Below are 24,530 nucleotides of genomic sequence, written 5' to 3' on the forward strand. Positions count from 1 at the left end.
GGAATGAGTAGCTTGCAGGCTGAAACGCAATCTGTTTACCGCCATGAAGCGCCCGCAACAATGCGCGCTGTGGTGCTCTACAAGGCGGAAGATGAAAAATTAATGTCCATTGCGGATGAGGATGAAAGGCTGAGAGCCGCAATCCATGTTGAACATGACGTTCCTGTACCCAAGCCTGGTCCAGGCGAGGTGCTGGTCAAGGTTATGGCTGGCGCAATGAACTACAATACTCTTTGGGCGCTGCGCAGACACCCTGTCAGCACGTTTGACCGGCTGGGAAGATTCGCCAAGCTTGATCCTGATGCCGTGCGCCACAACCTGGATTACCAAATCATGGGCAGCGATGGGGCTGGCGTTGTTGTCAGCGTTGGGGATGGCGTAAAAAACTGCCAGCCCGGCGATAATATTGTGGTTTTCCCCGTGGTTTTTGATCACCAATCCCCACAGGCCATTGAGGATTACCTGTACGATGAAAAAAGCCGCATTTGGGGCTATGAAACCAATTTTGGCGCTTTTGCGGACTATTGCCTCATACGCGCCACGCAGGTGCTTCCCAAACCCAAACATCTTTCATGGGCAGAAGCCGCAGTGCTGACCGGAGGAAATTCCACCGTGTACCGTATGCTGGTTTCTCCCAACGGCGCCCAGATCAAGATTGGCGAAAGCGTTCTTGTTTGGGGGGCCAGCGGCGGCATAGGCAGCATGGCGGTACAGTACGCGTTGCGGGCTGGCGCAACGCCCATCGGCATTGTCTCAACGGAGGAGAAGGCCGAACTTGTGCGCGCTCTCGGCTGCACGGCGGTGATTGTGCGGCCCAATGCGGAAAACAACTTTGTGAACGCGGACGGTACCCCAAACATGCGCAGGCTGGTTCGCTTTCGCCGGGATGTTTTGCAGGCAAACCAGGGGCGGGCGCCAGATGTGGTTTTTGAACATCCCGGGCGCGCAACCTTTTACGCCAGCGTTCTGGTGGCGGCCAACCGGGGGCGCATTGTGACCTGCGGGTCAACAACGGGTTACGAGCATCTTTACGATAACAGATACCTGTGGATGTATGGCAAACGTATCATTGGTTCGCACTGCGCTTCGTGGAATGAGGCCGCGCGGGCAAACGACCTGATCTGCCGTGGCGTGATTATGCCAGAACTGAGCAGCGCCTTTCCGCTGGAACGCTTTGATGATGCCGTTGCAATGCTGAACAGCGACCATGTGGGAAAAATAGCAATCCTGTGCAACGCCAGTACCGCTGACGAAGGCATTGAAGATATGGTTCTTCGTAATGAAATCGGTGAGCGGCAGTTCAGAATTTTCCGCAAAAAGGATGCATGATGGAACAGGTTAAGGAAACAGGGAAAAGCCCACTCTATGTATACTGGCAGGCTGCGCTGCCAGACAGGGGCAAGCTGCTGCTTACCCTGCTGCTTGCCTGCCTGGCTGCGGCGCTTGAAATTGTGCCCTTTGTCCTCATTTGGGTCATTGCCAGGGAGGCATTTGAGAACATGGCCGGAACAGACAGGGCGCTCTGGCTGACCGGGGGAATCCTGGGCGCAATACTGCTGCGCTTTGCCATACAGGGGGCCGTAACCATTCTTGGGCATCTGGCCGGATTCCGTTCAGAATGCCGGCTGCGTTGCCGTCTGATAGACCACATGAAAACTGTCATGCCCGCTGCCGTTGAAGGAAAAAGCGCTCAGCTGAGCCGTGCCGCCATGGATGAAGTGGGTCGCCTCAACGGTATTTTGGCCCACACCATTCCAGATGCCATTGCTGGCGTGTTTATGTTCCTGATATGCGCCGTGCTGCTGCTCTGGGCAGACTGGCGGCTTGCCATGGTCTCGTGCAGCATGCTGGCCTTGGGCGCATGGGCGCAGGTGCGCATCGCCAAGGCTTCTCCCGAGATGTTCGTGCGCTGGGTGCAGGCAGACGGGCGGGCATCGTCGGCGCTTCTATTTTATGTCAGGGGGCTTGCCACATTGCGGGCCTTTAACCGGCAGGCAAGCTCTCTCAATGAAGTGACCGACAGCATCTTTGCCATCGGCAAGCTGGCGGGCGAGGTAACCCGAGCCTGCGCCGTGCCGTATTCGTTGTTTGGCCTTGCCATGACGTCACCCTTGCTCGTTATTCTGCCATGCGCTCTGCTGCTCCACGAATACGGCTCGCTTGGCACGGCTGACCTTGTTTTTGCAACGGCCATCAGCGGAATTATGCTACTTCCGCTTACCAAGGTGGTCATGAGCCTTACCGCACTTCGCCTTTTGCAGGCCGCAGCCGCCCACATACGGGATATGATGGCGCTGCCGGCCTTTGCCGACCCCCCCGCGTATAAACCTGTGACTGGTGCAGAAGTTGTTTTTGAAAATGTGTCCTACAGCATTGCATCTGGTTCCGGAGAGGAGGTTTCCATACTCCGGAACATCAACTTCACCCTGCCGCAAGGCCGCATTACAACCGTTACGGGTCCATCCGGGTCAGGAAAAACAACACTGGCCAGACTTCTGGCGCGTCTTGATGATGTTTCGCAGGGCCGTATTCTCATTGGTGGGCAGGATATCCGTGATCTCCCAATCCTCCAGTTTCAGAAACTTGTGAGCATTGTTTTTCAGGATGCCTTTTTGTTTCACGGCACGATCCGAGAGAATGTGCTGCTTGCCAAGCCTGACGCAACAGAAAGCGAACTTGCAAATGCCATTGAGGCTGCTGGTTGCGCTGAAATGCTGAAATATATGCCCCTGGGGCTGGACACGCCAGTGGGGGATAAAGGGCTGGGACTTTCAGGCGGTGAACAGCAGCGCATCGCCATTGCCCGGGCATTTCTGAAAAATGCGCCCATCCTGATTTTGGATGAAGCGACCGCCCATCTTGATCCTCTTGCCGCAAAGGATATTACGCGCAGTCTGAAGCGTCTGATGACTGACAAAACAGTTTTTGCCATCTCCCACCGTCTTAACGAGATAGAGAACGCCCATGCCACACTTGTTGTTGTGAACGGTTCCCTTGAAAAACAGGGAACGCATGGAGAGTTGCTGGCCTCTTCGGCGGTATATCAGAATCTTTGGCAGTTGCAGACGCGTTCAAGCGCATGGAGGCTCGGCATGGAACGAGCCAGGGGAGAGGTGGCATGATTCGGGAATATCTGGGTTTTGATCTGACAGAGCATCGAGATGATAAAATGATGCAGGGCATTGTTTTTGGCGCTCTGGGGGCCTGCGCCGAAGCCTTGCCCTGGTTTTTGGCAGCGTTTGCCTTGCCATATGTGCTGGAAGGGGGAAACACGCTTGCTGCTGCGGTAGCCGTTGCGGCACTGGGGATTGTGGGTTTTCTGCTGGGACTCATGGCAAAGGTTAAGGCTTTGTGCGCCAATTTTGACGCAACATACGCGATGGTTTCGCATGCCAGAATCGGCTTGGCCAACCATCTTGCAAAATTGCCTTTGGGCCGGGTGCTGTTGCAAAGGGACGGGGCCTGGGCCGAACTGATAACCGCGCAGTTCAGCATGTATCAAGACATAGTAACCCTGGTTTGGGGCTGCGTGGTGGCTGGAACAGCCTTTCCCGTACTGTTGTGGTTGCTGCTGCTCTGGCTCAACTGGGCCAGTGCGGTGGTGCTGTTGCTGGCGCTGCCTTGCGCCATGCTGAGTGTGCCCCTGGCGTATCGATTGCTGGACAGGGCCGCAGCCAAGGTTGCCAAAGCGCGGCAAGAGGCCTCTGTGAATGTGCTTGAGGTCATTACAGGTGCAAGGGATCTGCGTTTTTTCGATCCTCTGGAGCAACGTGCCGAAACTGCACTGCAATCCCTGCGCGACTACCGCGACCAATCCATGAAAACAGAGGTGGCGCCTGCCCCCGCATTACTGCTGTTTAGCCTGGTCATCTTTATCGGAGCCGCAGTGTCTATTGGTGTGGCAAGTCTGCAATTTGCTGCGCAAGGGGGCAGCCCCGCAACGTTTTTTGTGGTGATTTTGCTGACGCTGCGCCTGGGCATGGCAATCAATGAATTTGGTCCATATCTGGCGGAAATGCGTTTTGTTGGCACAATCATTCAACGTATCCGAGATGTTATGGATGAACCGATCATGCCGCAAACGCACCAGGGACAACAGCCGCAGGATGGCGGCATTGACGTGTCGCACGTGATATTCAGCTATGGCGGTGCGGATGTCATTCATAATGCTTCACTTCAGGTAGGCAATGGTAAAATGGCCGCCCTGGTGGGGCCATCTGGGTCTGGAAAAAGTACACTCGCAGCGCTGACGGCCCGTTTGTGGGACGTCAAAGGCGGGGCTATTCGCATAGGCAATGTGGATTTGCGGGATATGGATGAACGCACATTGCAGGAAACAGTGAGCATGGTGTTGCAGGATGTGGTTCTGTTCCCCATGACTGTTGCGGATAATATCCGTCTTGGGCGTCCTGAAGCTTCAATGGACAAGGTGATTGAGGTCGCCAAGGCTGCCTGCATCCATGAGCGTGTGGTGCAACTGCCTCTTGGGTATGAGACCCTACTTGAAAGCGGAGATGTCGCGCTTTCAGGCGGGGAACGTCAGCGGTTGGCCATTGCCAGGGCCATTCTGAAAGATGCGCCTGTTCTTATTCTGGATGAAGCAACGGCAAGTCTTGATCTGGAAAATGAAACAGCGGTGCAGCAAGCCCTCGCCAATCTTTGCCGGGAGAAAACCACACTTGTGATTGCACACCGCCTTTGGACCATTCAGGATGCAGATTGCATTTTTGTGATGGACAAAGGTGCCATAGTTGAGCGCGGAACCCATGTTGAACTGATGAACGCAGCGGGATTGTACGCAAAAATGTGGGAAGTGCAGAATGAAGGAGGGTAGTTCTTTGCGCAGAATATGTTTTTGCGGTTTTCATATTGATGGTTCAGGAATATTTGTTTCTGCGTCGTGCTCCTGTAGTGGCAATTGCTTCTAATCATTTAAAGGAGACAACATGGAAAACAAGGAAATGTACGCTGACGCCGGGGAATTTTATGACGTGATGGCAGGCAATTTGTGGCAGCGCCGCAAGGGCTTTCTGAAAGCACTTTCTGGTCTTGTGGATGTAGAAGGGGCTGTTCTGGATATCGGTTCTGGCACCGGGCATGGCCTTGTTGCCGTGGGCCGCGTGTTGCCCGATGTGGAAATGTTTGCCATAGAACCTTCCCCGACTATGCGTGCCGTGCTTGTATCGCGGATCATGCAGACAGAAGGCCTGCAAAAGCGAACTACCGTGATCCCATCAACCTTTGAAGGCGCTGATCTGCCTGAAAAAGTCCGGGCCGTGCTGTTTCTTGCCTGCATCGGTCTTATGGACGATGCGGCCCGGCGTAATTTCTGGGGCAGGCTTGCTAAACATATGTCGCCCGGCGGTTTGGTGCTTTTTGACGTGATGATGATTGATAAACCTCAGCCTGTTGAAAAGATTCATGTGGCGGAAGTGCCCATGGGACGCAATGTTTACCATGCCTGGGCTGAAGGTGTCCCGCTGGATGAGCAGCGTGAAAAATGGGTGTCCACATATCAGATTGTCCGTGACGGCAAAGTAGTTCTGGAAAGCCATGCTGAGTATACATGGCAGACTGTAAGCCTCAAGGATGTTGCGCGGGAGGCGGCCCCCCATGGCTTTGAATTTGAACCCGTAAATGATGATACACTTATTCCCTCGGGTATACTGCGCAAACTGCCAGCGTAATCTGTTCTGCCCCGGCACCGGGAGTATGCGGGTCTTATTGCACCTTCGTCATTGCCATCGGCATGGATTTTTACTGCTCTGTGGTGCGATGCACGGCACGAAGGACAGTATCGGCTCAGAATAACAGGTCTTTTGGCTGGCATGTAACATGATGTGCCAGCCAAAAGATTGTATCACGCGGATTGTCATTCGTGGCAGTAGGGTGGAATGGGGGCGAACCCGTTTTGGGGTTTGCCGGTGGGATTTTTTGTTCTGCGGTGGCGTAGTAATATTTAATGAATTGAAAATTCATTTTCATTTTTAATTAGAGTAAATTCGAGAGGTACACCATGAAAAAACCGGGCGAATGCTCAAGCCTTGAAGATATCCGCTATGAAATAGATCTGCTGGATAAAGAAATGGTCAACCTGCTTGGTCGCCGCCTGGAGTATGTCCTAGCGGCTGCTGCTTTCAAAAAGGGTGAGGAGGACATCCCCGCGCCAGATCGGGTAAGAAGCATGCTGGCGCAAAGGCGGGCATGGGCCAGGGATTGCGGGCTTGCGGAAGACTTTGTTGAAAAGTTGTTTATTCGTATTACCGACTGGTACATTGCCACGCAGATCGGGCATTGGCGGCAAATCTACATGCCGGGCAGGGCGGGTGAATGATGTTTGACGTTATCCGCCATTCCCTGCTTTTCGCAATGGACACCGCCAGCAAGAAAGCATCCGCAGAAGGACGGTCGGTGCTTGCAGTTGCAAGTACACCTGTGCCTCATGCGGATTTGCTTTCTATATTTGCCCGCTATTCTCGTCAGGATGATGTAAGCTTGTGGCTTGGGCTTGCGGGCAGATCCATACTCGGCGTGGGGAGCGCCCTGGAGTGTTTGGGACAGAACAGCCGTAGATTTTCCACGGTTTCTTCTGAATGGCATGCAGCCATTGATGGGGCTGTTGTGGTAGGCGGTATCGCGCCATTTGCACTGGGTGGTTTTCGGTTTGACCCTGCCTGCAACATTTCGCCAATGTGGAAAAATTTTAAGGATGGGGCACTGTCGATACCTCGTCTGGCAGTTTTGCATCTGGAAGACGGCGGTTGCCATGTGGTCGCTGCGGATTACGTTCCTCCCCATGCTGATCTGGTCAGCAGGTTTGAGCGCATGGTTTCTTTATGGAAAAACAGGGATTCAATCGCTGGGTCTGCCCCTTTAGCACCACCAGTGTTACTTGAGTCAGAAAAAGAGAAGCACCGTTGGCATACTCTGGTGCATGCTGCCCTGCGCGATATTTCGCAGGGCAAGGCCAGAAAGATTGTTGCCGCGCGTATGCTGCGGGTCAAAGCCGACGTGCCATTTGCTGTGCCTGCTATTGTGCAGCGTTTGAAGGTGGACAATCCCAAAGCTGCGCTTTTCGCTTTTGGGCGAAAGGGGGCTTATTTTGTCGGCGCTACTCCGGAGGTTCTTCTTGCCGCAAATGCTGGAGTTTTTCGCACAATGGCCCTGGCAGGCAGCGCTCCGCGAAGTGAAGACCCCGCTCAGGATGCAGCATTTGGACAAGGGTTGTTGGCCTCTGAAAAGGAACGGCAGGAGCATGATTTTGTAGTGCAGGCCGTATCGCAGGCGCTCAGATCGCGCTGCAGATGCATTGCTATGGATGCCTCGCCCTCGCTGCACAAACTGAAAAGTGTGCAACATCTAGTAACCCATTTTGGGGGTGAGATTGTGCAGCCATACAATATTCTTGATATTATTGAACATCTGCATCCCACCCCCGCTGTGGGTGGGGTACCTTGCAATAGTGCGCTGGAATTCTTGCGTGCCCATGAAGATTTTGACCGAGGCTGGTACGCAGGGCCGGTAGGTTGGCTTGATGCTCTTGGCAACGGGGAGTTTATGGTCTCGCTACGGTCTGGCATCATCGACGGACGAAGCGCAACTCTTTTTGCCGGTTGCGGTCTGGTGGCTGGTTCTGATCCTGAAAAAGAATATCGGGAAACGCAGCTAAAATTTTCCACCATGCTAGACGGGGTATGCCCAGAGTGGAAAAAAAATAAGCCAATGCGAGTTAAAAAGGCTCTACCTCAAAGACAGGGGCAAAGCGTCCCTGAGAAAGGAGAGCAAGCCACAATCGCTTGAACTGAACAGAAGTCTGAAAAGAAGAAAGCCCGCTAAGCTGTCAGCTTAACGGGCTTCTTTGAACTCTCTCTGAGTTCAAATGGTGCCGAGGGCGGGACTCGGCAGCGGAGCGAGGAGGACTAGAGCCAACTGGCTGTATTGCTTGATAAGTTAAAAGAGCAGGGTAGTTATGGTGACCCAGTGAGTGGCACACTCACACGCTGTGCCAGATGTCTTATTTAACCCATCTCGTCTTCACCAGCAAGGGCACACGTCTCATGTCTGCCGAACCCTATTTATGGATCATGGCGGACATAACCCGACAATCTTTGTTACTTCTCCTTGCCGACGGTCTATGTTCCATTTCTTGCATCAGTTGACAAGGCTAGGTTATATAGCCTGTAGAAGCTGTTGAAATATTTCAGACAACAAATGAAACTGCGCCGTTGGGGGATCCATGCTCCAATATACTCCGCGTTATCCAAAGGCATTCGGTCATCCTGCCTGGAAGCTGTATGGCTCTGTAAATGATGCGCTTCTGCAAGACTTATTTTGGCGTAAAGTTCAGACAGACCCCGGTCTTGTGGCAAGATTGGCAAAAATCCTTGATCCTAATGCAACGCAAGAAAAAGAAGATATTTTTCTATCTGATAATACTGCTATTTCTTTGCATCCTGAAAGCTGCGGTGCATATTCTACAATAAGAAACAGCTTGTTGAATTACCTTCATGGAAACAGTGAAGATAAAAAAATTATTTCCGAAGCAGAAGAATATCCAGCAGCGGGTGGATTATATCTTGGCCCACTTTTCCGCCAGAAATGTGGGTGGCTTCCAGAAAATATCTGTTCGAATATCATCAGGGAAATAGAGTTGCCTCTGACCAAAGAAGATCGTTGTCTCTTCAATAGAAAGGCTTGTCACAACAGCGTGCTGATGACGGACATAGACAAGCAGCATGCGCAACAGACTATTAAAGACTTTTCGATAAATTTTGGATTCAAGCAATTTAGAGTGTATTGGTACTCCACAGAGAATGGAAGTACAGCGTTTGGTATTGTGTATTTTTTTAATGAATCAGGAATGGTTGCTAAGCTTCCCATATCGGCCTGGCAGCGTGCGGGTAACTCTACTGGCAATGTTGTTTTTGATCTGCTTTATCCTACCAATAAAGTTCCTCTTTATAATCTATGTGATATCATACGGTTTAGGCCTAGCTCTCAATATGTCCTCATATGCTCAAGCGAAGCGATGTGCGAGACTATCAAGCAGGATCACGCATGGATATCCAAATGGCTACCAATAACGACATGTAGTTCGGTTGAAAGAAGCGATTGGGCATCCTTGGGTTCACTGATTCCGCTTATTTTTCCAGACAACACGGCAGCCGGGTGCCATGAGGCTTTTAAGGTGTACTCCGCTTTGCAGAAGCAAGGGAGCTCTGCCTATTTTTTAAGACGCCAGAAGGTGACAAGCCTCTCTGGTTTGGTCCAAGACTTGTCTGACCTGACTCGCACCAACGGTGACGGTGAGTGCGATCTTTCTGAATTCGCAAAACATTGCCGCGAAAAATTTGGCGTGGAGCCTCCGCAGGGAATTTTACCCCAAGGGCAGCCTTTGCTGGAATTGCCCGACAGCAAAAACGAACCAGAATTGCTTCTGGAAGATCTACTGCGTCTTGGTGACCAGATGACGATGTTTGCATGGCGTGGTGTAGGAAAGAGTTTATTTGTGCTGTTGCAGGCATTGTGCTTCGCAAATGGACAAAAGGCGCTCTGTGGGAAGGTCTGCCCTTCGCGGAAATACCGTGTCTTGATAATTGATGCAGAGTTGCCCGCAGACAGCCTGAAAAAACGTGCTCGCGCAATTGCCGAAGGACTTGGTTTGCCAGAGAGTGCCGCGAATGAACTTATAGTCCGTTCATCCGTGACTGAAAAAAAAGATATACGGTTGGATACTGACGCTGGTTGGGAGGACTTGCTGCCTGACCTTGAACAAGCCGAGATTATTGTTGTTGATAGCCTCTTCAAAGTTTTTCCGTCGAGCATGTCAACAGGGATTTCCAATGCAGCTGCTCCCAATATGTTCTATGATTGGTGCAGAAAGCATAGAAAAACAGCAATTGTGGTTGATCACCAAGGTAAAAAGGGAGATACCGCGTATGGCACAATGGGGAAAGAGATTGCTTTAGACGTTGTTCTGCAGCTGAAGAGTAGTAAATGTGGAATTGAAGCAATAGCAACAAAAAATCGTAATTTTGAATCTGGTGAACATTGCTGGACTAGTTACAAAATTAAGAGCGAAGCTAGCAGGATGGTCTTTGACGTTAGTCAGAAACCTATGATTCATTCTGATTCAGGCCTACTTTGTTCCGATGATGAAAATTCAGAAGATGTGGACGGTGATATGCCGGTTGCTAGCGTGTTGACTATTGATCAAGCCATAGTCGATTATGCCAAAAAGAACCCTACACATGGGCAGAAGGAAGTGTGTGCTGCTATTGTTGAAATGGGCATATGTAAAAGGGCTACCGCTCACAAGTATTACAAGGCACTGAGGGAAAAAGGCATGCTTGCTGATTCAACGGAAAATAACACTAGTGTGCAATTGGATGATGATACATGTTAGTCCCAGTACAGCGCGGTGCAATATATTAGTGAAGATTGGCCGGTCAGCGGTTGGTGGTTTTTTCCCCTTCTACCTAGACTCTGAAAACCAATCTTGCTTAGCTGGCTAGGCATATTTTTACTGTCCATCCATCTACTGACGACTCCCCTAAAGGGGGAGTCGTCAGTAGATGGATGGACAAAATAATTGTCAACCATTCTAATAACGATTTGTTGTCATTAGTTTGTATAAGTAAACTTTATCGCAACAATGTTATGTGAAATTTGTTAGCATCTTTCAGAAGTAAATTTTTTTATATTCGGTGTAGTGCGTACTTGTCTATCCCGGTTTTAGTAGTGTCTTAATAATAATCATAAAAAAGCTATTTGCTACAAATGATACGTGCATTCTGTAGAATAAATTATAAACACGATGTTTATTGCCAGTGGTATGTTTATTAGCCATAAAAGTAATAACTATGACAGAGTAAAAGTAAGCCAAGGGAGATGGTCATGGCAAAAGACACCACTTCTGGGAATAAATACAGAGGCTACACAATTAACAATGGTCAAGATGGTAACCTCCATTGTCATATAAAAACATTAGACCAGATCATAGGCACGGTTGAACACATGACAGCAGAGCACTCAAGGGTGTTGTCAGTACGCCTTGATATTCAGAACACAGCAACTGGTCGTATCGGGAACAATGGACAAGAGATTGACTATACACTCGACAGTAAGGACATGACCAGGATTATTGAAAGTGCAACACGTACTCTAAACTCAAAATCAAAAGATGGGAAAAATGATCCCGATGTGCACTGGGTCTGGACTACAGAAAGGACCTCGCCAGATGACAAGCCACACTTTCATGTAAATGCGTTTGTCAACGGCAATGCAATTCAAAACGGCTATTCCGTTAAAGAAGCTGTGAGTAGGGCAGTCAAAAACAAACTGCAAAACGCAAATAACACTCCCAATGAAAGCTATGAGGGATTGGTTAATTTTTCTGGGAGCAATGGAGCCAAAGGCAAGCTCATAGAGCGCAATTCACCTGAGGCCGAAGATCAGATCAATGATGTAATCTTTGCTGGTAGCTATTTGGCTAAAGTCCGCACCAAGGAATTCAACCCCAAAGGATCAAGGGTATCCTCATGCACAAGGATCCCTCGAAAATGATGTTGCGAGTTGCGGAGGTAGTGGTATCCTCCAGACCTCTCGGATAAGCCTTTATGTTTGCAGGACATCGGGGGCCTGGTTTGTGTTGACTTTTTTTTTCAATCATCCCTACGCTAATTAAAAGACTTGCTCGCAGACTTTATTGGTTGTTTTGGTGACTTCGGAGTTCCGAAGTGTGGAATGGTCAAAAAATACGAGGTGTTGCTGTGTCTATTAATCCACCCAAGGTATCGACAAGTGCTCAATTTGTCCCCCAGAACCCTGTGGGTGTTAGCTCAAAGATCGAGATGCTCAAGATATCAGAGATATTGCCTGATAGTAATCAGCCCCGGCGCTATTTTGATAAACAGCAACTTGAAGAGTTGAAAGGCTCTATTAGTGTTAATGGAATTATTACTCCGATTCTATACCGGGTTGATGGCGATAAAAAAGTAATAGTCTCGGGTGAGCGCAGATACAAGGCCGCATCAGAACTTGGTCTTGAAGAACTGCCAGCTCAGTTGGTATCTGGAAATTATAGGATCATTGCATTAACTGAAAATTTACAACGCAACTCTCTCCTGCCCATGGAAGAAGCTCGAGCTATTCAAGACATCATCAATGCATCTGGTTTAGCTCAACAAGGCGTTGCAGTTCAATTGGGCAAGGCAGAAAGTACTATCTCTGAAATACTCAAGCTCAATAGCCTCCCATCTGGCATACAAGACGCGGCTATTACGAGTCCCCTTTGGTCGCGCAATAAACTGCTTAAACTTTCAAAATTAAAAGATGATAAGCAGCAAGCTGAATTCAAAAAGATGCTAGAGGCCATCGAAAAGAAGGAAGCAGCCAAAAAGTCGCGAGATTCTAGTTCTGGTGAAGCAGGGCAGAAACCTACTGCCCAACCGGAAAATAAGATTCCCAAAATAGACCGCAGATTGACCGCATTCAAAGGTCACATCCAAAAGTTGCGCGATAGAATCAAGAAAGATGTAGAAAAAATAACGGATGCTCGTTTTAGAGAAGGCATTGAAAAGGAGATACGAGCTCTACTGGATGAAGTCTCTGCCTATCAGAAAGGCAAATCCGAAGAGAATTAACTGTTTCACTCAAAATATTTGAGGGTGTTGCTTTACTGGCAACACCCTTTTTTTATTTTATTATCTGCTTATTATATGCATTCCCACACCAACCCTTATCAGCCCAACAGGCAGGAGAACACATGCAACAATACTGGCAACGCAATTTTGAGCGTTCTGAAAGACTAATAAACCATGGCATCGGCACAGAAGCATTTTTTAGAACCATAGAACAGGAATTGCCGCCCGTGGTCTCAAGAGCAGAGCTAGCGAAGGCAACAGGAGGGCTGATTTCAGCAAAAACGCTGTCCAATGAAGACGCTTTGCACAAAGGCCCCGCAGAGCGTGTACGGGCAGGGTCAAAGATTGGCTACCCCCGCGCCTCAGTCATGGCGTATATTCGGAAAAAATTTCAACTATTATGAAAAAATTTGAGGTGATTATGTACGGTTTTACCCCACGCAGTGCCAATCAGCCTGCTTCTGACAAGCAACTTTGCTATGCCTATGACCTCGCGGAGCGGCAGGGACTAGACGCTGAAGCTCTTTGTTCTATAAACTTTTACAAGGAATATAGCGAAATGACAGCAAATGAGGCTAGCCAACTCATTGAGTTGCTAACGCAATGAATATGTTTTTGTTATCTGTTGATGGGATAATGCGTTATGCAGAATATATACTTTATCATGGCAATTGAAACTGAAAATTATACTGTAACAACAATAATCAGTGCTAGAAATGATACCATAAATTTATTATTGTTAGTCTTTTGTGGGGAACTATGATTAAAAATAGTAATTTTTTGTGAGTAGTTCTGTTTAATAGCGAGGATATCTTCTGCTAGTGTAAGTCGTATTGATATTTTACATGCAGTACAACGGGGATATCGCCGTTGCCCAGAAGCTCCGGGCGTTTCACGCTGCCGCTGGCCGCGCGAACAGCCCGGTATGCCGCAGCATCGAGAGCTGGTGACCCCGATGTCTGCCGCAGCACAGGGTCGGTAAAGCTGCCGTCAGGGCGCACGGTGAAAGCATAGGCTGCAACGCCAAGCAGTCCTTCTTCGCCTCCATCCATGCGGTGGGCATGTACTGCCGCATCCAGCTCGTCAAGAAAGGCAAAAAAAGCCTCACGTCGTTTGTCTGCGGTATTTTGCGGCTCCATCCTGGTGGGGGTTGCCTCCATACTGATGTCAGCGCCGCCTTGCAGAGAAGCCCCTATCCCAAGGGATTCCATGCTGATTATTGTGGGTGTGCCCAGCGAATTTTGCGCGGAGGCTGCGCCAAACAGGTGGAGCATGCCCCAGTGGGCAAGGCACGAAATGGCAAGCGCGGCGTAGAACCGCTCGGTGGTGGTCATGGCCTGTCCGTTGCCGGCTGTCCAGTGGTGGCAATAAGCAGTTTTTCGCCGCCCTCCATACGCACTTCATCCACAAGAAATATCAGGCCTTCTACCGGTGCCTTGGGGTCAGCGGCCAGCACAAGTCTGCCCGGCCTGCTCCTGAAGCCGCGCACAAGCTCGTGCAGTTTGCTCCTGACTTCCTGCCGGGGCAGGGGTTGGCCTTCGCAAAGAATATCGCCGTCAGCGGTGAGGCGCAGTTCAATCACCCTGCCTGACAGGGTTTTGCTGCTGTTGGCTGCGGGCAGATCAACCTCAAGCCCGCGCACCGCAAATGCAGCGGAAATTACAAAAAATATCAGCAATATGAATAACATATCTATGAGCGGAATCAGGTCGTACTCATATGCTGCGTTCAACGGGCGGGAAAGGCGAAGCATCTGCATTGCCTCCTTGGAACAGCAAGAGGTAATTTGCCGGGCAAGTCTGCGTTAGAAGATGGTGTCGCAGCTCGCACAGCGAAATAAATTAGCAGGCATCGCCAGTGGCGGTTGTGCTTTGCATCAATGATGCATTGCCCGCAGCGTCAAGCATGCTGGCAATGTTCTTGAGACGGGCATGAAAAAATGCCAGCGAAAACTGGGCAACAATGGCAATGCACAGGCCGGATGCCGTGTTGAGCAATGCCTGCCAGATACCGTCGGCCAGCATGCTCATGTCCACACCGTTGGTGGCGTGCGCGATGCGCGAAAAAATGGAGATCATCCCGCTCACCGTTCCCAGCAGGCCCATGAGCGGGGCCAGCCGGGCAATTGCGCCGAGCAGGCCGAGCCGCCGCTCCAGTTGTTCAAGAATCTGTTCGCCTGCCAGATGCAGGGCTGATTCGCGGTTGGGGCTTGCCACTGTGAGCAGCTCGGCAAACGGTTGCAGCAGCGGCACTGCGGCCATGCGTTCTGCCACCGTTTCCACATCGCCGTTGCACGAGGCTTTGAGCAGGGCCGCGCGCAGTCCGTCATCGGGCAAGCCGCACGATGCGTATAGCAGCAGGCGTTCCACAATTATCGTCAGGGCAAGAATGGAAACTGCCAGCAGGGGCCACATCATCCAGCCCCCAAGTGCAATGATGTTCATTACTGCCTCCTTGACGCAACCGGCACGCAGTACCGGCAGGGTTTATGCTGTTGTGGGTGCGCTGCCTGAAGCATGAACCGGCGCGAGGTTCACCCCGATAAAGACCATGTACCGCTCGTCTGATCCATCGGGGGCTTCTTCAAATTCCAGGCGGCCAGCGGCGTACTGGGCAACGGCTGGCGTAACAGTTCCATCGCTGCAAAGATTGACAATGCCCTTGGCCCGGCACAGCCCTGGGCCAGCGCAAGCCACCATGCGTTCTATGTCTTTTACGCTGACCGGCTGCGGCAGATTGAGGCAAAATGAGGCAAAACCCTCGTCTGCATGATTGAGGTTGCGCAAGGCGTTCATGGGGCGCAGACGGGGCATGCGCGAGGGCGGCAGCCCCTGGGCGTCCAGCCATGCGGTGTGCAGGGAGTCCAGAACGGCAAAGGATATGTTGCCCTGCGCTGCGGGCAGGATAACGGCTTTGGGATTGCGACGGCGCAGGTCGTGCATCATCGTTTCAAGCTGTTGTCGGGAGACGGCGTCGGACTTGTTGGCAATGATGACATCGGCCTGTTCCACCTGCGCCATGCTGATGCCAGAGCAGGATGCGTCCCAGGTCAGCGCGTCGGCGACCGTTATGATCAGCCCAGGCCGCACCAGATCGTCAAGGTCTTTCATGGATTCAAGCACGTTGGCGGGGTTGGCAAGGCCTGTGGTTTCAAGGATTATCTGTTCGGCGGGGGCCGCTTGCAGCAGGCGTTGCAGGCCGGGCCGCAGGCTGTCTGCAAGCGAGCAGCATACGCAACCTTCGTCCAGTGCTTCCACATGCGTCTCCCCGCGAGTGAGAGAAGCATCAAGCCCTATGCGGCCAAACTCATTCTGTATGACGGCGGCGTACTGCTCCCGGCCATTCAGATAATCCAGCCAGCGGCGCAGAAATGTGGTTTTGCCCGCGCCAAGAAAACCGGTCAGTATGTGCATGACAGGCAGATCGGCGTTGGTGCATGCAGCCCCTTGGCGCTGGCGGCCGGGCAGGTGCGTCAGAACCTTGCCTTCAGCAGACAGGGCGGCGACCGCCCCCGCACGGCCAGTGCTGCCACAAGCAGCGTGGGCCGGAGCCTGCGGGCCTGTTCCCAGTTGCGCTTGCAGCGACAGAACTTTGGGGAGGGTATTTTCTCGGTCTGCATCTGGCTGTGTCTGCGGCGTCATGTGCAGGCTTAGGTGCGGTTCTTCTTCAAACAGGGTGCTTGCGGTGGCTGTTACCGTTGTAAAGAGCCGCAGCAGCAGCCTGAATGCGGGCACATCATATTCCACCCCGCCGGGTGGAACAATCCACTCCAGAGGCTGCGCGGATTGCACTGCGTAGCTGTTTGATGCGGCAGGGGGTTGCGTGGCAATTCCCTGTTGGGAAATCTGGCGGTATCTGGCCGGTGCGGCTACGGACAGGGTCAGGCCTGTGCCATCCAGCGCGGTGACAATCTGAAATTTCCCCATGCAGAACGGGGCCAGCTTTGGCGCGTGCAGCGAAAGATTGCGCACGCTTTCCTCGTATCTCTCACCCAGGGCCAGCGACAGGGCCTGTAGAGGAAAAGTGTCGAGGACGGGATCTGCCGCATCGGGGAAAACGTGCGCTGTGAACGTGCCGTAAAGAAAAGAAGCATCCGCGTGTTCTTCCTGAAAAACTAGGCCGTAGACGTGTGGAGAATTAGCCACCCGGCATGTCCAGGCGGCATACAGCTGGTTGGAGGGGCGTACCCCTCGCCAGCCCAGCCCCCGTGCCCGTCTGCGGTCAAGGTGTATGCCGGAGAGCAGGCAGTTGAGTATGGATGGACTCTCTGCATCTGTTTCTGGCGAGAGGGGGCGCGGCAATAGCGTATCGAGGCGCATGGCTGTTCTCCGTCGCGGTAGGCTGTGTTTTAACCCAGCCGGGAGGGGAGTGGTGTGCTCCCCCCCCGGCTGTGCCGTTTACGAGGGAAACTTGATGACGTCCCCGTTGCCGAGGTAGTTTGTTGTTTTGGAGCGAAACCGCGCCGTACCTTTCACAACCGGATAACCGGCATCCACAAATTTTTGCGCCGTGATAAGCCCAGTGCAGTGGTTGCAACCCACCCTTTGCAGATCCCACTTTTTAAGGCCTATGACCAGGTCGTCGTACTTGGGGTCCCAGTCGTCAAAGGGTGAGATGTGCAGGCCGCCGTAGAGTCCGTAGAACTGGTCGTTTTCGTAGGCAATGGTCTTGTAGGCGGTGTCGGCAAAAAGAATGATGCCCTGGTGGCAGCACCCGGTAATGCTCACAAGGCCAATATCTTTTACGTTGCAGTAGAGCGACATTTCCCCAAACACCTTGAAAATGATGGGGCAGTCAAAGCCATAGAGGGCCACGCCCTCCTGAATTTTGTGCAGGCCCTTGGGCACTTCTGTCCACTTGCCCACATGGCCGCTGTCTTTAAGATACTGCTTGCCGTTGGGGTAGAAGGTGTTGGGCGTGTAGATGTGAATATTCGGATTGTACTTGGTTACGGCGGGCAGGCCAAAGTAGTGGTCCATGTGCTCGTGCGTCTGGATCATGGCGGCAATTTCATTGTTTGCCAGCATGGTGTCGATGCCTTCGCGCTTGTAGCAGGTGTCCATCCACAGGTAATTCCAGCCGGTGTCAAAAAGGTATTTTGTCACCTTGCCGTCCATGGCTTCAATTTCAACAAGGCATGAAAAACCACCGGCATTCTCGGAGTGTACGCTGTTTTCGCGTACGATCTGCCAGGCTTCTTCCAGCTTGTTGGGCAGCAGGTGCTTGATCAGCTTCATGCCGTCGGCGTAACTGCCCTTGCCAATGCCCTTGCCGTTGCCGAACGGCGGCCAGTTGAACGTGTACTGGTCTACCAGCAGGCCGCCTGCGCCGGTCACATCCTTCATGAATGTGCCGTTGTCAAACCAGCTTGTCTCGGAGATATTGGTAATCTTGATTGCCTTGCATACGCCGATATCTGCGGTTCCGCGCTTTACGTCCTTAAGAAAGGCCCTGCGCATGGGTGAATATGAATACGCGCCCATGGCTCCGATGGCCCCTACGCCGACCCCTAACGCAGCACCCTTGATAAATTCTCGTCTGTCCATGTTGTTCTCCCTACTGCACAAGGGTGAAGTGTGCGCTGAACCAGGGCAGCGCGGCCACTATGGCAAAGTACAGAATAACGCCAGCGAGAATGCCCACCACAAGGCCGGGAAGCATGGCCGGGGTCCAGGCGCTCTGGACGGCAAAGGCGTGTTCTTCGGCGGCGATATCCTCGCTGGTGCGCAATTCGCGCTTCCAGCCGGGCCAACCGTCCATGAACCACCAGTTGATCAGCCAGATGTCGATGAGCCAGATCATGGGTATCATGGGGAACTGCTGCGGGTGAGAAAAGCCCTTTTGCGTGCCGAGTACAAAGTGGGCGTACTTGTAGTACAGGCAGTACACAGCGATACCGCCAAGGGCCACCAGCCCTGTACGGATAAGTACGTTTACCGGAGTGCTAAACTTGTTGGGCCAGTTGCCGCAATAGAATTGCAGAAATAGCGCTGGCACAAGGAAGAAGATGGCCGTTTCACCCACGTGCAGCCAGCGCCAGTCGGGGGCGGCATCGCGCCGGTGACCGCGTATGGCGTCGCCCCACACGAGTTCCTGCATGTACCAGAAGAAGAAGCACAGCGAAACGGAGATGGCTATGATGCCAAAAAATGTCACAAAACGGCGCAGCCCCGGCCTTTTGATAAGGCAGAATGGATAGCGCTCCCAAATTCCTTCCACAAACCACACCACAACGGTGCAGCACATGATCCAGGCCACATGGAAGTTGGCCGAAACAGTTTGCGCAAACGATTCCCAGTACGGCGGCGTAATGGCCGTAAAGTACTGCCACGGGTAATACAGAATGCCCATGTGGTTGTGCATGGTCATAAAGTAGATGACCAGACTCAGGCAGAACGTGCCCAGCCAGATGCTGAAGCCTCTCACAGGTTGGCCCTCGTTTTGCCAGGGGCGGCCCTCCAGAGCCACAATCCAGGCCGGGCTGATCCACGAGGCAATAACGGCAAACATCATGCAGGCCTGGGCCGCGTATTCTGTGGAGTAGAAATCGGTCAGCCCTGGCAGTTTTTGCAACTGGTGCGGGCTGAAATAGGCAAATGCAAAATTGCCCAGAATATTTTCAAAAAAACCATGAATCATCAGTATCATAACGCCTACTGACACAAGCGATAGCACAAGGCCCTTTTGCAGGGGGTGCGCGTTGCGTATCCAGTTGCGTTTGAATGGCCAGAAATCGAAAATATAGGCCATCCAGATGAGAATAATGAGCCACCAGCGGCAATAGTTGTAGCCCACATAGGGCGTATAAAAGCGCATGATGCCGCGTGGATCCTGAAAAATCCACCAGGTTACGGCAAATATGGAGAGCGTTACCGCCATGTTGGCCAATACAGGCCAGGGGCCCTGCCAACGCTTGATGAGCTTTCGCTCTTCAAGATAGGGAATGTCGTGGTCAGCCATAGAACCCTCCTCAAGATTGCGGGGTTTCCGTTTCCACGGGGGGGCGCGCTTGTGCGCGCATTGCCTGTGCAACTGCTCGAATCAGTGCATCCTCGTTCATGCTATCCACGGGCAGCCCTAGCCGCTGCCCTTCAAACCGCAACATGATGGACGAAAATTCCGGCGGCAGCAGTGCCTCGCCGGTGCAGGCCAGGGCCTCTGCACCGAAACTTTCGCCCGGTATGCATGGGGAAACCGCGCGCCAGTTTCCCCGTAAAAAATTGCGTCTTTTCTGGTCTGTCATTCTTCTTCCCCAAGGCTTTGCAAAAGACATGTTGCGTAGGCCGAAACGGAAGATGCGCAGGCTTGCGCGTCTGCATGGCGCAGACCGTGCAGCGTGCGGGCCAGGTGCTTGAACAGCTCCTCCAGCCGCGCCTGGCTGCACTCTTGCAACCGCCGGGCAAGCGCACCAACCTCTGGCAGTGTGGCTGCGCCGGCCTGCGCAAGGCGGGCGTTGTCGATGGCCCGTAAAAGTATGTAGAAAAATTTGAGGTGATGCTGCGCCAGCAGGCGCATATCGCCGCTGTGCAGCGCCATGCCGATGGAGGGCAGATGCCGCTCAATGGTCAGCATGACTGACGGCGCAAACGAACCGGATACCGCTGCCAGCAAGGGGGGCATGACGATATTCATGGCCCGCAGGCTGTCGGCCAGGCTGGCGGCGTCGGGGTTGCAGGGCAGGGCACGGACAAATGTGCCCTTGTTGCGGCGGGTTTCCAGAATACCCTTGCCCACAAGGGTGCTCAGGGCCGTGCGCAGCGTTGCGCGGCTGACCCCAAGCTCTTCGGCGAGGTGGCGCTCGGCGGGCAGGCGTTCAAAAAGTGACCAGCGCCCTTGCAACAGGGCGTGTTCCAGCGGGTTTTCGGCGTTTGCTGGCGTGATCATGGGCGTCCTCCAGGCAAAGCGTATTCAAGTACTTTTATATGACTTCATTGTGCGCGCCTGTAAATTTTTTGGCAACACAAGCCAAAAAAATTTCTTCTCATGTTTAACATTATGAAAAACATGATGTATTTTTATCAATTTGGTATGACCACTATAAAAGTGTGTGTACAATTGAACGGATTACAAGCAGATTATACGGGTTAAATAACAGGGAGATAATTAAAATAAATATCAATGGTCAGACCACAGGCGCGTATAAAAAAGACTTGCTCATGGTCAGTGTCTATTTTACTGCCAATACGGCTGGATTGCGTTTTTATTGTCAACAAATGGAGCTGGAATGGCGCGTTTTCTTCAATGGCGCAAGGGCTTTCCTGGATTATTGTGGAGCATTTGCCAGCGCGAGTCGCGTCTTGAGGTTTTTACCCGATGGCGCGGCGCGGGTTTTGATGCGCCGCAGCTGCTGAAAAATGCCGCATTCAGAAAGCAGGCTGTGATGGAGCAGGATTATCCACTGCTAGTGGAGTTCTGGGACATGATCCACGCCGGGCGGCCTGCCGCCGCTATCTTCAGGCTAAAATACGATGATGGCCGCACGCCGCTCATTTTGCAGGGCTGGCCAGAGCCGGAGCAGGATGTGTACAGCGGTTTTTTGAAAGAGGCTTTTTTGCCTGGCGGCTACAATTCTGCTTGCTACAATGCGCAGCTTCAGATGCGCGTGGGAGATGCCGATTACCCGGTATTTACCGTAGACCTGAAAAAGCAAAAACTGTGCGACGTTAACACAGCCGCGCAAATGCTTTTTTGGGGGGAAGAGCAGGCGGAACGCGTGCTTGTGCTCAAAGATGTAGTGCCGCCGTCAGCCATGAGAGTTTTTTTGACCGCGATGGAAAAGGCTGTCGAGCGGGATGCGTGGTCGGGCAAGTTGCTTCTGGGCAATGCCGAGCGTGGGCTATTTTCCGCACATGTGCGGCTTACCTTGTGGGGCGAGCCGGGCAAGGAGGTTGTGCGGGCTGCGCTGGTCAAGGTTGATGCCAAACCCGTGAAGCTTGAGGATGACGGTGCTCTCGCGCTTTGCACAGGCGATCTGCGCCCGGCGCTTGAAGAGCTGCATGGCCTTTGCAAACCCGAAGTTGACGGGCTGATGCTTTCGCATATCCAGATGGGCAGCGGCCGTGTAGCCGTATATGGTGTGGGGCCTGTTTTTGAGGGCCTTGAATGGGGCACCCTGCATGCCTATGAGGGCACTATCGCTCAGGATATTGAGCGGTACAGTTTGAGTTCGCTGATTGTGGAAGACACCCTGGACAGTGTCAAATCCATTGACTGGGCGTTATTTGCCCCACTAGGCGTCCGCTCGTATTTTGCCAAACCTTTCTATGCCGAGCATGGTCTGCACGCTGTCCTTATTCTGGCTAGCAAAAGGCAACGCGCCTTTGGAGCAGATGCGGAAACTCTTTATGTAGATGTTTCGGCGGCATTTGGTCAGATCATGTTGCGCTGGAGGAATCCTTGATCAACTCCTGTTGCGACAGGTATATGTACAAATATAACTTTTTACATATTTTGCCTCATTAGTTGTATATTCCACTAATATAGTTCGTTTTATTAATGTCTTTATGTTTCAGAAAACTAATTTTATGGTAATATAATTGCTTTTGGCAATAATGACTAACAGAGAGGGCCGGGGAAATCCCCGGCTCTCTCTGTTAAGGCCCGGACCGTACGTCTTACATCTGCTACAATTCACCAACCTTTCGCAGAGAAATTTGCGCCTGCAACGGAATGCCGGGCACTGTGCCCGTTCCTTTAATCTCATTCCCTGATACCTTGCCGAGCAACGAAAAGTTTGTGGCATCGCCCAGCACAGAGAATCCTGCACCGTGCTTGATCAGGCTGACGTCGGCCCTGACTGTATCTCCAGTAAGGGCGTAATTTCCATGATAGGCGATAACTGCATCTCCGCCGCGCATAATCCCATTTTCAAGGAACACTGTGCCACTCCCACTTCCGAGTGGTGAGGCAAAATCAACATGATAGATACCGTTCATACATACTTCCTTTGCTTCCCGGCGACCATGTGGTCACCGGGAAAATGTTGCGGTGCGTAAAATGCTACTTGCCTTTATGCTTGGTAGGGTCAACCAGCTTGTAGCCTTGCCCTTTGCCGGGGGTAGGAGGCAACGGTTTGCCTTTGACAACCGTCACTTCCGTTTTGGTTTTGGAGTTTTGGTATTGACCGGAATCAGGGGCCTTTTCACCAGGATTCAGTATTTGCTTCGGCATGGGGGTGCTCCTTACAATGTTGAAGATGGGTAGTAGTGGTCTCGCCTTTACAGCCATTATTGTCCTATATGTAAGAATCGTGCCAAAACCAGCACACTACTCTAAATATCTAGATTTATATAAAAATATTGTAGAACAAAAAATATTCATCCTTGATGAAGCATAACTATTATTGTGCTGACACAATAAATATTATAGTCCTTTTTTATGAATACACTCATATGTTGGATCGGTAATGCTGACCTCTCTGCAGCTGAAGCAGGCGACGACCACAATCTTGGCCCAATCGCTCAGGCGCTCAAGGTTGATAGATATACACATGTGCTTCTTCTGAATAATTATCTTAATGACAGGGTCACCATCTATCGCCAGTGGCTAACGAGCCAGTTCACCACAGTGATTGATATTCGGCCCGTCGAGTTAACCAGCCCCACCAATCATAAAGAAATTTATGAATCCGTAAGAAATATTCTTCACGAATTTACATGCCGCTATCCCGACTCATCACTGACTTTTCACATAAGCCCAGGCACACCTGCGATGGCCCTCGTATGGCTGCTACTGGCTCCAACGTACGGGGCGCGAGTTATTGAATCGTCCCGTGTAAAGGGCGTGCAACAAGTTCAATTCCCATTTGAAATTGCGGCTTATTTTTTGCCAGACCGTGATCTTTCCCGCCTGACGCAAGCAAACACGCCAGCTCATCCGGCCTTTAAAGATGTGTTGTACAGTAGCCCTGTGATGCAGCAGGTTGTGCAGCACGCGCTGAATGTGGCACCCCGCGACGTTACTATTCTTATTGAGGGGGAATCTGGCACAGGCAAAGAACTGTTTGCGCGAGCTATACACGCTGGCAGCCTGCGGGCAGGGAAGAATTTCATTGCCGTCAACTGCGGTGCAATCCCGGCTGAACTTATTGAATCGCAGCTATTTGGCTATAAAAAAGGAGCGTTCACCAACGCTCTTAAAGATACCCCCGGCTACTTTCAGTCTGCCGAGGGGGGTACACTATTCCTTGATGAATTGGGTGAGCTTCCACCCGCTGCTCAGGTCAAATTACTGCGAGCTCTTGAAGAACGTGCTGTTACTCCGGTGGGTTGTACGCAAGAAGAAAAGGTAAACGTGCGCATTATTGCGGCAACAAATAAAAACCTTATGCACGAGGTCGCTGCCGGACGGTTTCGTAGCGATTTATTCTACCGCTTGGCAGTCGGAATTGTGCGCCTACCAGCGCTACGGGAACGTGGGAGTGACTTGGAATTGCTGCTAGAGCATTCGCTAAAACAAGCCAACGAAGAGCTTGCCATAAATGGCAAGCCCTCCCAGAAACAATTTTCTGATGCCGCAAAGAACATTCTTCTCAGTCATTCTTGGCCGGGAAATGTACGCGAGTTAAAAAATACCGTTATGCGGGCGGCGTTATGGTCGCCTGCTGACCTCATAGATGCTGACTCAGCCAGGCAAGCCCTGCTTGTCACCCCTGAAAATCCTGTTAACCTTTTGGATCGACCAATAGGTAACGGCTTTTCATTAAAGGGTTTGCTAGATATGGTAGAGTCTCACTACTTGAAAAGAGCCATGCATGAAGCTGGTGGAGTTAAGACAAAAGCAGCTGACTTGCTGGGTTTGGGGTCGTATCAGACCCTAACCAACTGGTTGGCCAAGCAGGGATTGAAATAAGTGGCACAGCCCTTGCTTGTAGCAAGACATGAATGA

Annotated in this window: 22 protein-coding genes; 12 read left to right on the forward strand and 10 right to left on the reverse strand. The window is 51.7% G+C overall.

All coding sequences use genetic code 11. The features are described 5' to 3' along the window. Nucleotides 1–3 precede the first annotated feature (3 nt). The 10 genes from ccrA to ACUZ9P_RS10670 all read left to right on the forward strand — a co-directional run bounded on the left by ccrA (nucleotide 4) and on the right by ACUZ9P_RS10670 (nucleotide 13,048). Entirely contained in the window at nucleotides 4–1,329 is a 1,326-nt protein-coding gene (gene ccrA / locus ACUZ9P_RS10625) for a crotonyl-CoA carboxylase/reductase (protein ID WP_449249686.1), read from the forward strand. Then, nucleotides 1,329–3,122: an ABC transporter ATP-binding protein gene (locus tag ACUZ9P_RS10630; protein WP_449249687.1), complete on the forward strand. Its 1,794-nt coding sequence runs from the start codon at nucleotides 1,329–1,331 to the stop codon at nucleotides 3,120–3,122. The genes ccrA and ACUZ9P_RS10630 overlap by 1 nt, the downstream gene beginning before the upstream one ends. Beyond that, nucleotides 3,119–4,834, forward strand: a complete 1,716-nt coding sequence (locus ACUZ9P_RS10635; RefSeq protein WP_449249688.1) for an ABC transporter ATP-binding protein — start codon at nucleotides 3,119–3,121, stop codon at nucleotides 4,832–4,834. The genes ACUZ9P_RS10630 and ACUZ9P_RS10635 overlap by 4 nt, the downstream gene beginning before the upstream one ends. Before the next feature lie 112 nt (nucleotides 4,835–4,946). Next, entirely contained in the window at nucleotides 4,947–5,687 is a 741-nt protein-coding gene (locus ACUZ9P_RS10640; RefSeq protein WP_449249689.1) for a class I SAM-dependent methyltransferase, read from the forward strand. Nucleotides 5,688–6,016: 329 nt separating this feature from the next. Beyond that, nucleotides 6,017–6,334, forward strand: a complete 318-nt coding sequence (locus ACUZ9P_RS10645) for an isochorismate lyase (protein ID WP_449249690.1) — start codon at nucleotides 6,017–6,019, stop codon at nucleotides 6,332–6,334. Further along, nucleotides 6,331–7,800 carry an isochorismate synthase gene (locus ACUZ9P_RS10650; protein ID WP_449249691.1) on the forward strand — a complete coding sequence of 490 codons (1,470 nt, stop codon included), beginning with the start codon at nucleotides 6,331–6,333 and terminating at the stop codon, nucleotides 7,798–7,800. Before ACUZ9P_RS10645 ends, ACUZ9P_RS10650 begins: the two co-directional genes overlap by 4 nt. Nucleotides 7,801–8,236: 436 nt before the next feature. Continuing rightward, complete coding sequence (locus ACUZ9P_RS10655) at nucleotides 8,237–10,405, forward strand: AAA family ATPase (protein WP_449249692.1); 2,169 nt, start codon at nucleotides 8,237–8,239, stop codon at nucleotides 10,403–10,405. Nucleotides 10,406–10,896: 491 nt separating this feature from the next. Continuing rightward, the gene (locus tag ACUZ9P_RS10660) at nucleotides 10,897–11,565 is read left to right on the forward strand and encodes a YagK/YfjJ domain-containing protein (protein ID WP_449249693.1); all 669 of its coding nucleotides are present in this window, start codon (nucleotides 10,897–10,899) and stop codon (nucleotides 11,563–11,565) included. 206 nt (nucleotides 11,566–11,771) lie between these two features. After that, a complete protein-coding gene (locus ACUZ9P_RS10665; protein ID WP_449249694.1) occupies nucleotides 11,772–12,644 on the forward strand; it encodes a ParB/RepB/Spo0J family partition protein in 873 nt (290 codons plus the stop codon). A 122-nt stretch (nucleotides 12,645–12,766) separates the two neighbouring features. Beyond that, on the forward strand, nucleotides 12,767–13,048 hold the full coding sequence (locus ACUZ9P_RS10670) for a hypothetical protein (RefSeq protein ID WP_411330864.1): 282 nt from the start codon (nucleotides 12,767–12,769) through the stop codon (nucleotides 13,046–13,048). 414 nt (nucleotides 13,049–13,462) lie between these two features. Here ACUZ9P_RS10670 and ACUZ9P_RS10675 read toward each other — a convergent pair whose 3' ends face one another. The 8 genes from ACUZ9P_RS10675 to ACUZ9P_RS10710 all read right to left on the reverse strand — a co-directional run bounded on the left by ACUZ9P_RS10675 (nucleotide 13,463) and on the right by ACUZ9P_RS10710 (nucleotide 20,528). Further along, on the reverse strand, nucleotides 13,463–13,978 hold the full coding sequence (locus ACUZ9P_RS10675; protein ID WP_449249695.1) for a TonB family protein: 516 nt from the start codon (nucleotides 13,976–13,978) through the stop codon (nucleotides 13,463–13,465). Beyond that, on the reverse strand, nucleotides 13,975–14,397 hold the full coding sequence (locus ACUZ9P_RS10680; protein ID WP_449249696.1) for an ExbD/TolR family protein: 423 nt from the start codon (nucleotides 14,395–14,397) through the stop codon (nucleotides 13,975–13,977). The genes ACUZ9P_RS10675 and ACUZ9P_RS10680 overlap by 4 nt, the downstream gene beginning before the upstream one ends. Nucleotides 14,398–14,485: 88 nt before the next feature. Beyond that, entirely contained in the window at nucleotides 14,486–15,088 is a 603-nt protein-coding gene (locus ACUZ9P_RS10685) for a MotA/TolQ/ExbB proton channel family protein (protein WP_449249697.1), read from the reverse strand. 42 nt (nucleotides 15,089–15,130) lie between these two features. Beyond that, complete coding sequence (locus ACUZ9P_RS10690) at nucleotides 15,131–16,963, reverse strand: CobW family GTP-binding protein (protein WP_449249698.1); 1,833 nt, start codon at nucleotides 16,961–16,963, stop codon at nucleotides 15,131–15,133. Nucleotides 16,964–17,041: 78 nt separating this feature from the next. Beyond that, a complete protein-coding gene (locus ACUZ9P_RS10695; RefSeq protein WP_227118414.1) occupies nucleotides 17,042–18,190 on the reverse strand; it encodes a twin-arginine translocation signal domain-containing protein in 1,149 nt (382 codons plus the stop codon). Nucleotides 18,191–18,200: 10 nt separating this feature from the next. After that, the gene (locus ACUZ9P_RS10700; protein WP_233483097.1) at nucleotides 18,201–19,604 is read right to left on the reverse strand and encodes a hypothetical protein; all 1,404 of its coding nucleotides are present in this window, start codon (nucleotides 19,602–19,604) and stop codon (nucleotides 18,201–18,203) included. A gap of 10 nt (nucleotides 19,605–19,614) precedes the next feature. Next, nucleotides 19,615–19,887: a hypothetical protein gene (locus ACUZ9P_RS10705; RefSeq protein ID WP_449249699.1), complete on the reverse strand. Its 273-nt coding sequence runs from the start codon at nucleotides 19,885–19,887 to the stop codon at nucleotides 19,615–19,617. Next, on the reverse strand, nucleotides 19,884–20,528 hold the full coding sequence (locus ACUZ9P_RS10710; protein ID WP_227118412.1) for a GntR family transcriptional regulator: 645 nt from the start codon (nucleotides 20,526–20,528) through the stop codon (nucleotides 19,884–19,886). Before ACUZ9P_RS10710 ends, ACUZ9P_RS10705 begins: the two co-directional genes overlap by 4 nt. 340 nt (nucleotides 20,529–20,868) lie before the next feature. On the opposite strand from ACUZ9P_RS10710, the gene ACUZ9P_RS10715 reads away from it, so the two are divergent. Continuing rightward, complete coding sequence (locus ACUZ9P_RS10715) at nucleotides 20,869–22,044, forward strand: hypothetical protein (RefSeq protein WP_233483096.1); 1,176 nt, start codon at nucleotides 20,869–20,871, stop codon at nucleotides 22,042–22,044. Nucleotides 22,045–22,267: 223 nt separating this feature from the next. Here ACUZ9P_RS10715 and ACUZ9P_RS10720 read toward each other — a convergent pair whose 3' ends face one another. Both ACUZ9P_RS10720 and ACUZ9P_RS10725 read right to left on the reverse strand, forming a co-directional pair. Next, nucleotides 22,268–22,579 carry a hypothetical protein gene (locus ACUZ9P_RS10720; protein WP_449249700.1) on the reverse strand — a complete coding sequence of 104 codons (312 nt, stop codon included), beginning with the start codon at nucleotides 22,577–22,579 and terminating at the stop codon, nucleotides 22,268–22,270. 64 nt (nucleotides 22,580–22,643) lie between these two features. Continuing rightward, entirely contained in the window at nucleotides 22,644–22,814 is a 171-nt protein-coding gene (locus ACUZ9P_RS10725) for a hypothetical protein (protein WP_449249702.1), read from the reverse strand. Nucleotides 22,815–23,021: 207 nt separating this feature from the next. Here ACUZ9P_RS10725 and ACUZ9P_RS10730 point away from each other — a divergent pair, with 207 nt between their 5' ends. Next, a complete protein-coding gene (locus tag ACUZ9P_RS10730; protein ID WP_449249703.1) occupies nucleotides 23,022–24,494 on the forward strand; it encodes a sigma-54 interaction domain-containing protein in 1,473 nt (490 codons plus the stop codon). Nucleotides 24,495–24,530 lie beyond the last annotated feature (36 nt).

The organism is Desulfovibrio intestinivivus, assembly GCF_053570665.1.

Coding starts and splice junctions, on each gene's coding strand:
- ACUZ9P_RS10645 (WP_449249690.1), top strand. CDS start 6,017: ATGAAAAAACCGGGCGAATGCTCAAGCCTTGAAGATATCCGCTATGAA.
- ACUZ9P_RS10650 (WP_449249691.1), top strand. CDS start 6,331: ATGATGTTTGACGTTATCCGCCATTCCCTGCTTTTCGCAATGGACACC.
- ACUZ9P_RS10700 (WP_233483097.1), bottom strand. CDS start 19,604: ATGGCTGACCACGACATTCCCTATCTTGAAGAGCGAAAGCTCATCAAG.
- ACUZ9P_RS10670 (WP_411330864.1), top strand. CDS start 12,767: ATGCAACAATACTGGCAACGCAATTTTGAGCGTTCTGAAAGACTAATA.
- ACUZ9P_RS10675 (WP_449249695.1), bottom strand. CDS start 13,978: ATGACCACCACCGAGCGGTTCTACGCCGCGCTTGCCATTTCGTGCCTT.
- ACUZ9P_RS10685 (WP_449249697.1), bottom strand. CDS start 15,088: ATGAACATCATTGCACTTGGGGGCTGGATGATGTGGCCCCTGCTGGCA.
- ACUZ9P_RS10715 (WP_233483096.1), top strand. CDS start 20,869: ATGGCGCGTTTTCTTCAATGGCGCAAGGGCTTTCCTGGATTATTGTGG.
- ACUZ9P_RS10710 (WP_227118412.1), bottom strand. CDS start 20,528: ATGATCACGCCAGCAAACGCCGAAAACCCGCTGGAACACGCCCTGTTG.
- ACUZ9P_RS10695 (WP_227118414.1), bottom strand. CDS start 18,190: ATGGACAGACGAGAATTTATCAAGGGTGCTGCGTTAGGGGTCGGCGTA.
- ACUZ9P_RS10635 (WP_449249688.1), top strand. CDS start 3,119: ATGATTCGGGAATATCTGGGTTTTGATCTGACAGAGCATCGAGATGAT.
- ACUZ9P_RS10690 (WP_449249698.1), bottom strand. CDS start 16,963: ATGCGCCTCGATACGCTATTGCCGCGCCCCCTCTCGCCAGAAACAGAT.
- ACUZ9P_RS10655 (WP_449249692.1), top strand. CDS start 8,237: ATGCTCCAATATACTCCGCGTTATCCAAAGGCATTCGGTCATCCTGCC.
- ccrA (WP_449249686.1), top strand. CDS start 4: ATGAGTAGCTTGCAGGCTGAAACGCAATCTGTTTACCGCCATGAAGCG.
- ACUZ9P_RS10660 (WP_449249693.1), top strand. CDS start 10,897: ATGGCAAAAGACACCACTTCTGGGAATAAATACAGAGGCTACACAATT.
- ACUZ9P_RS10640 (WP_449249689.1), top strand. CDS start 4,947: ATGGAAAACAAGGAAATGTACGCTGACGCCGGGGAATTTTATGACGTG.
- ACUZ9P_RS10630 (WP_449249687.1), top strand. CDS start 1,329: ATGGAACAGGTTAAGGAAACAGGGAAAAGCCCACTCTATGTATACTGG.
- ACUZ9P_RS10705 (WP_449249699.1), bottom strand. CDS start 19,887: ATGACAGACCAGAAAAGACGCAATTTTTTACGGGGAAACTGGCGCGCG.
- ACUZ9P_RS10730 (WP_449249703.1), top strand. CDS start 23,022: ATGAATACACTCATATGTTGGATCGGTAATGCTGACCTCTCTGCAGCT.
- ACUZ9P_RS10680 (WP_449249696.1), bottom strand. CDS start 14,397: ATGCTTCGCCTTTCCCGCCCGTTGAACGCAGCATATGAGTACGACCTG.
- ACUZ9P_RS10720 (WP_449249700.1), bottom strand. CDS start 22,579: ATGAACGGTATCTATCATGTTGATTTTGCCTCACCACTCGGAAGTGGG.
- ACUZ9P_RS10725 (WP_449249702.1), bottom strand. CDS start 22,814: ATGCCGAAGCAAATACTGAATCCTGGTGAAAAGGCCCCTGATTCCGGT.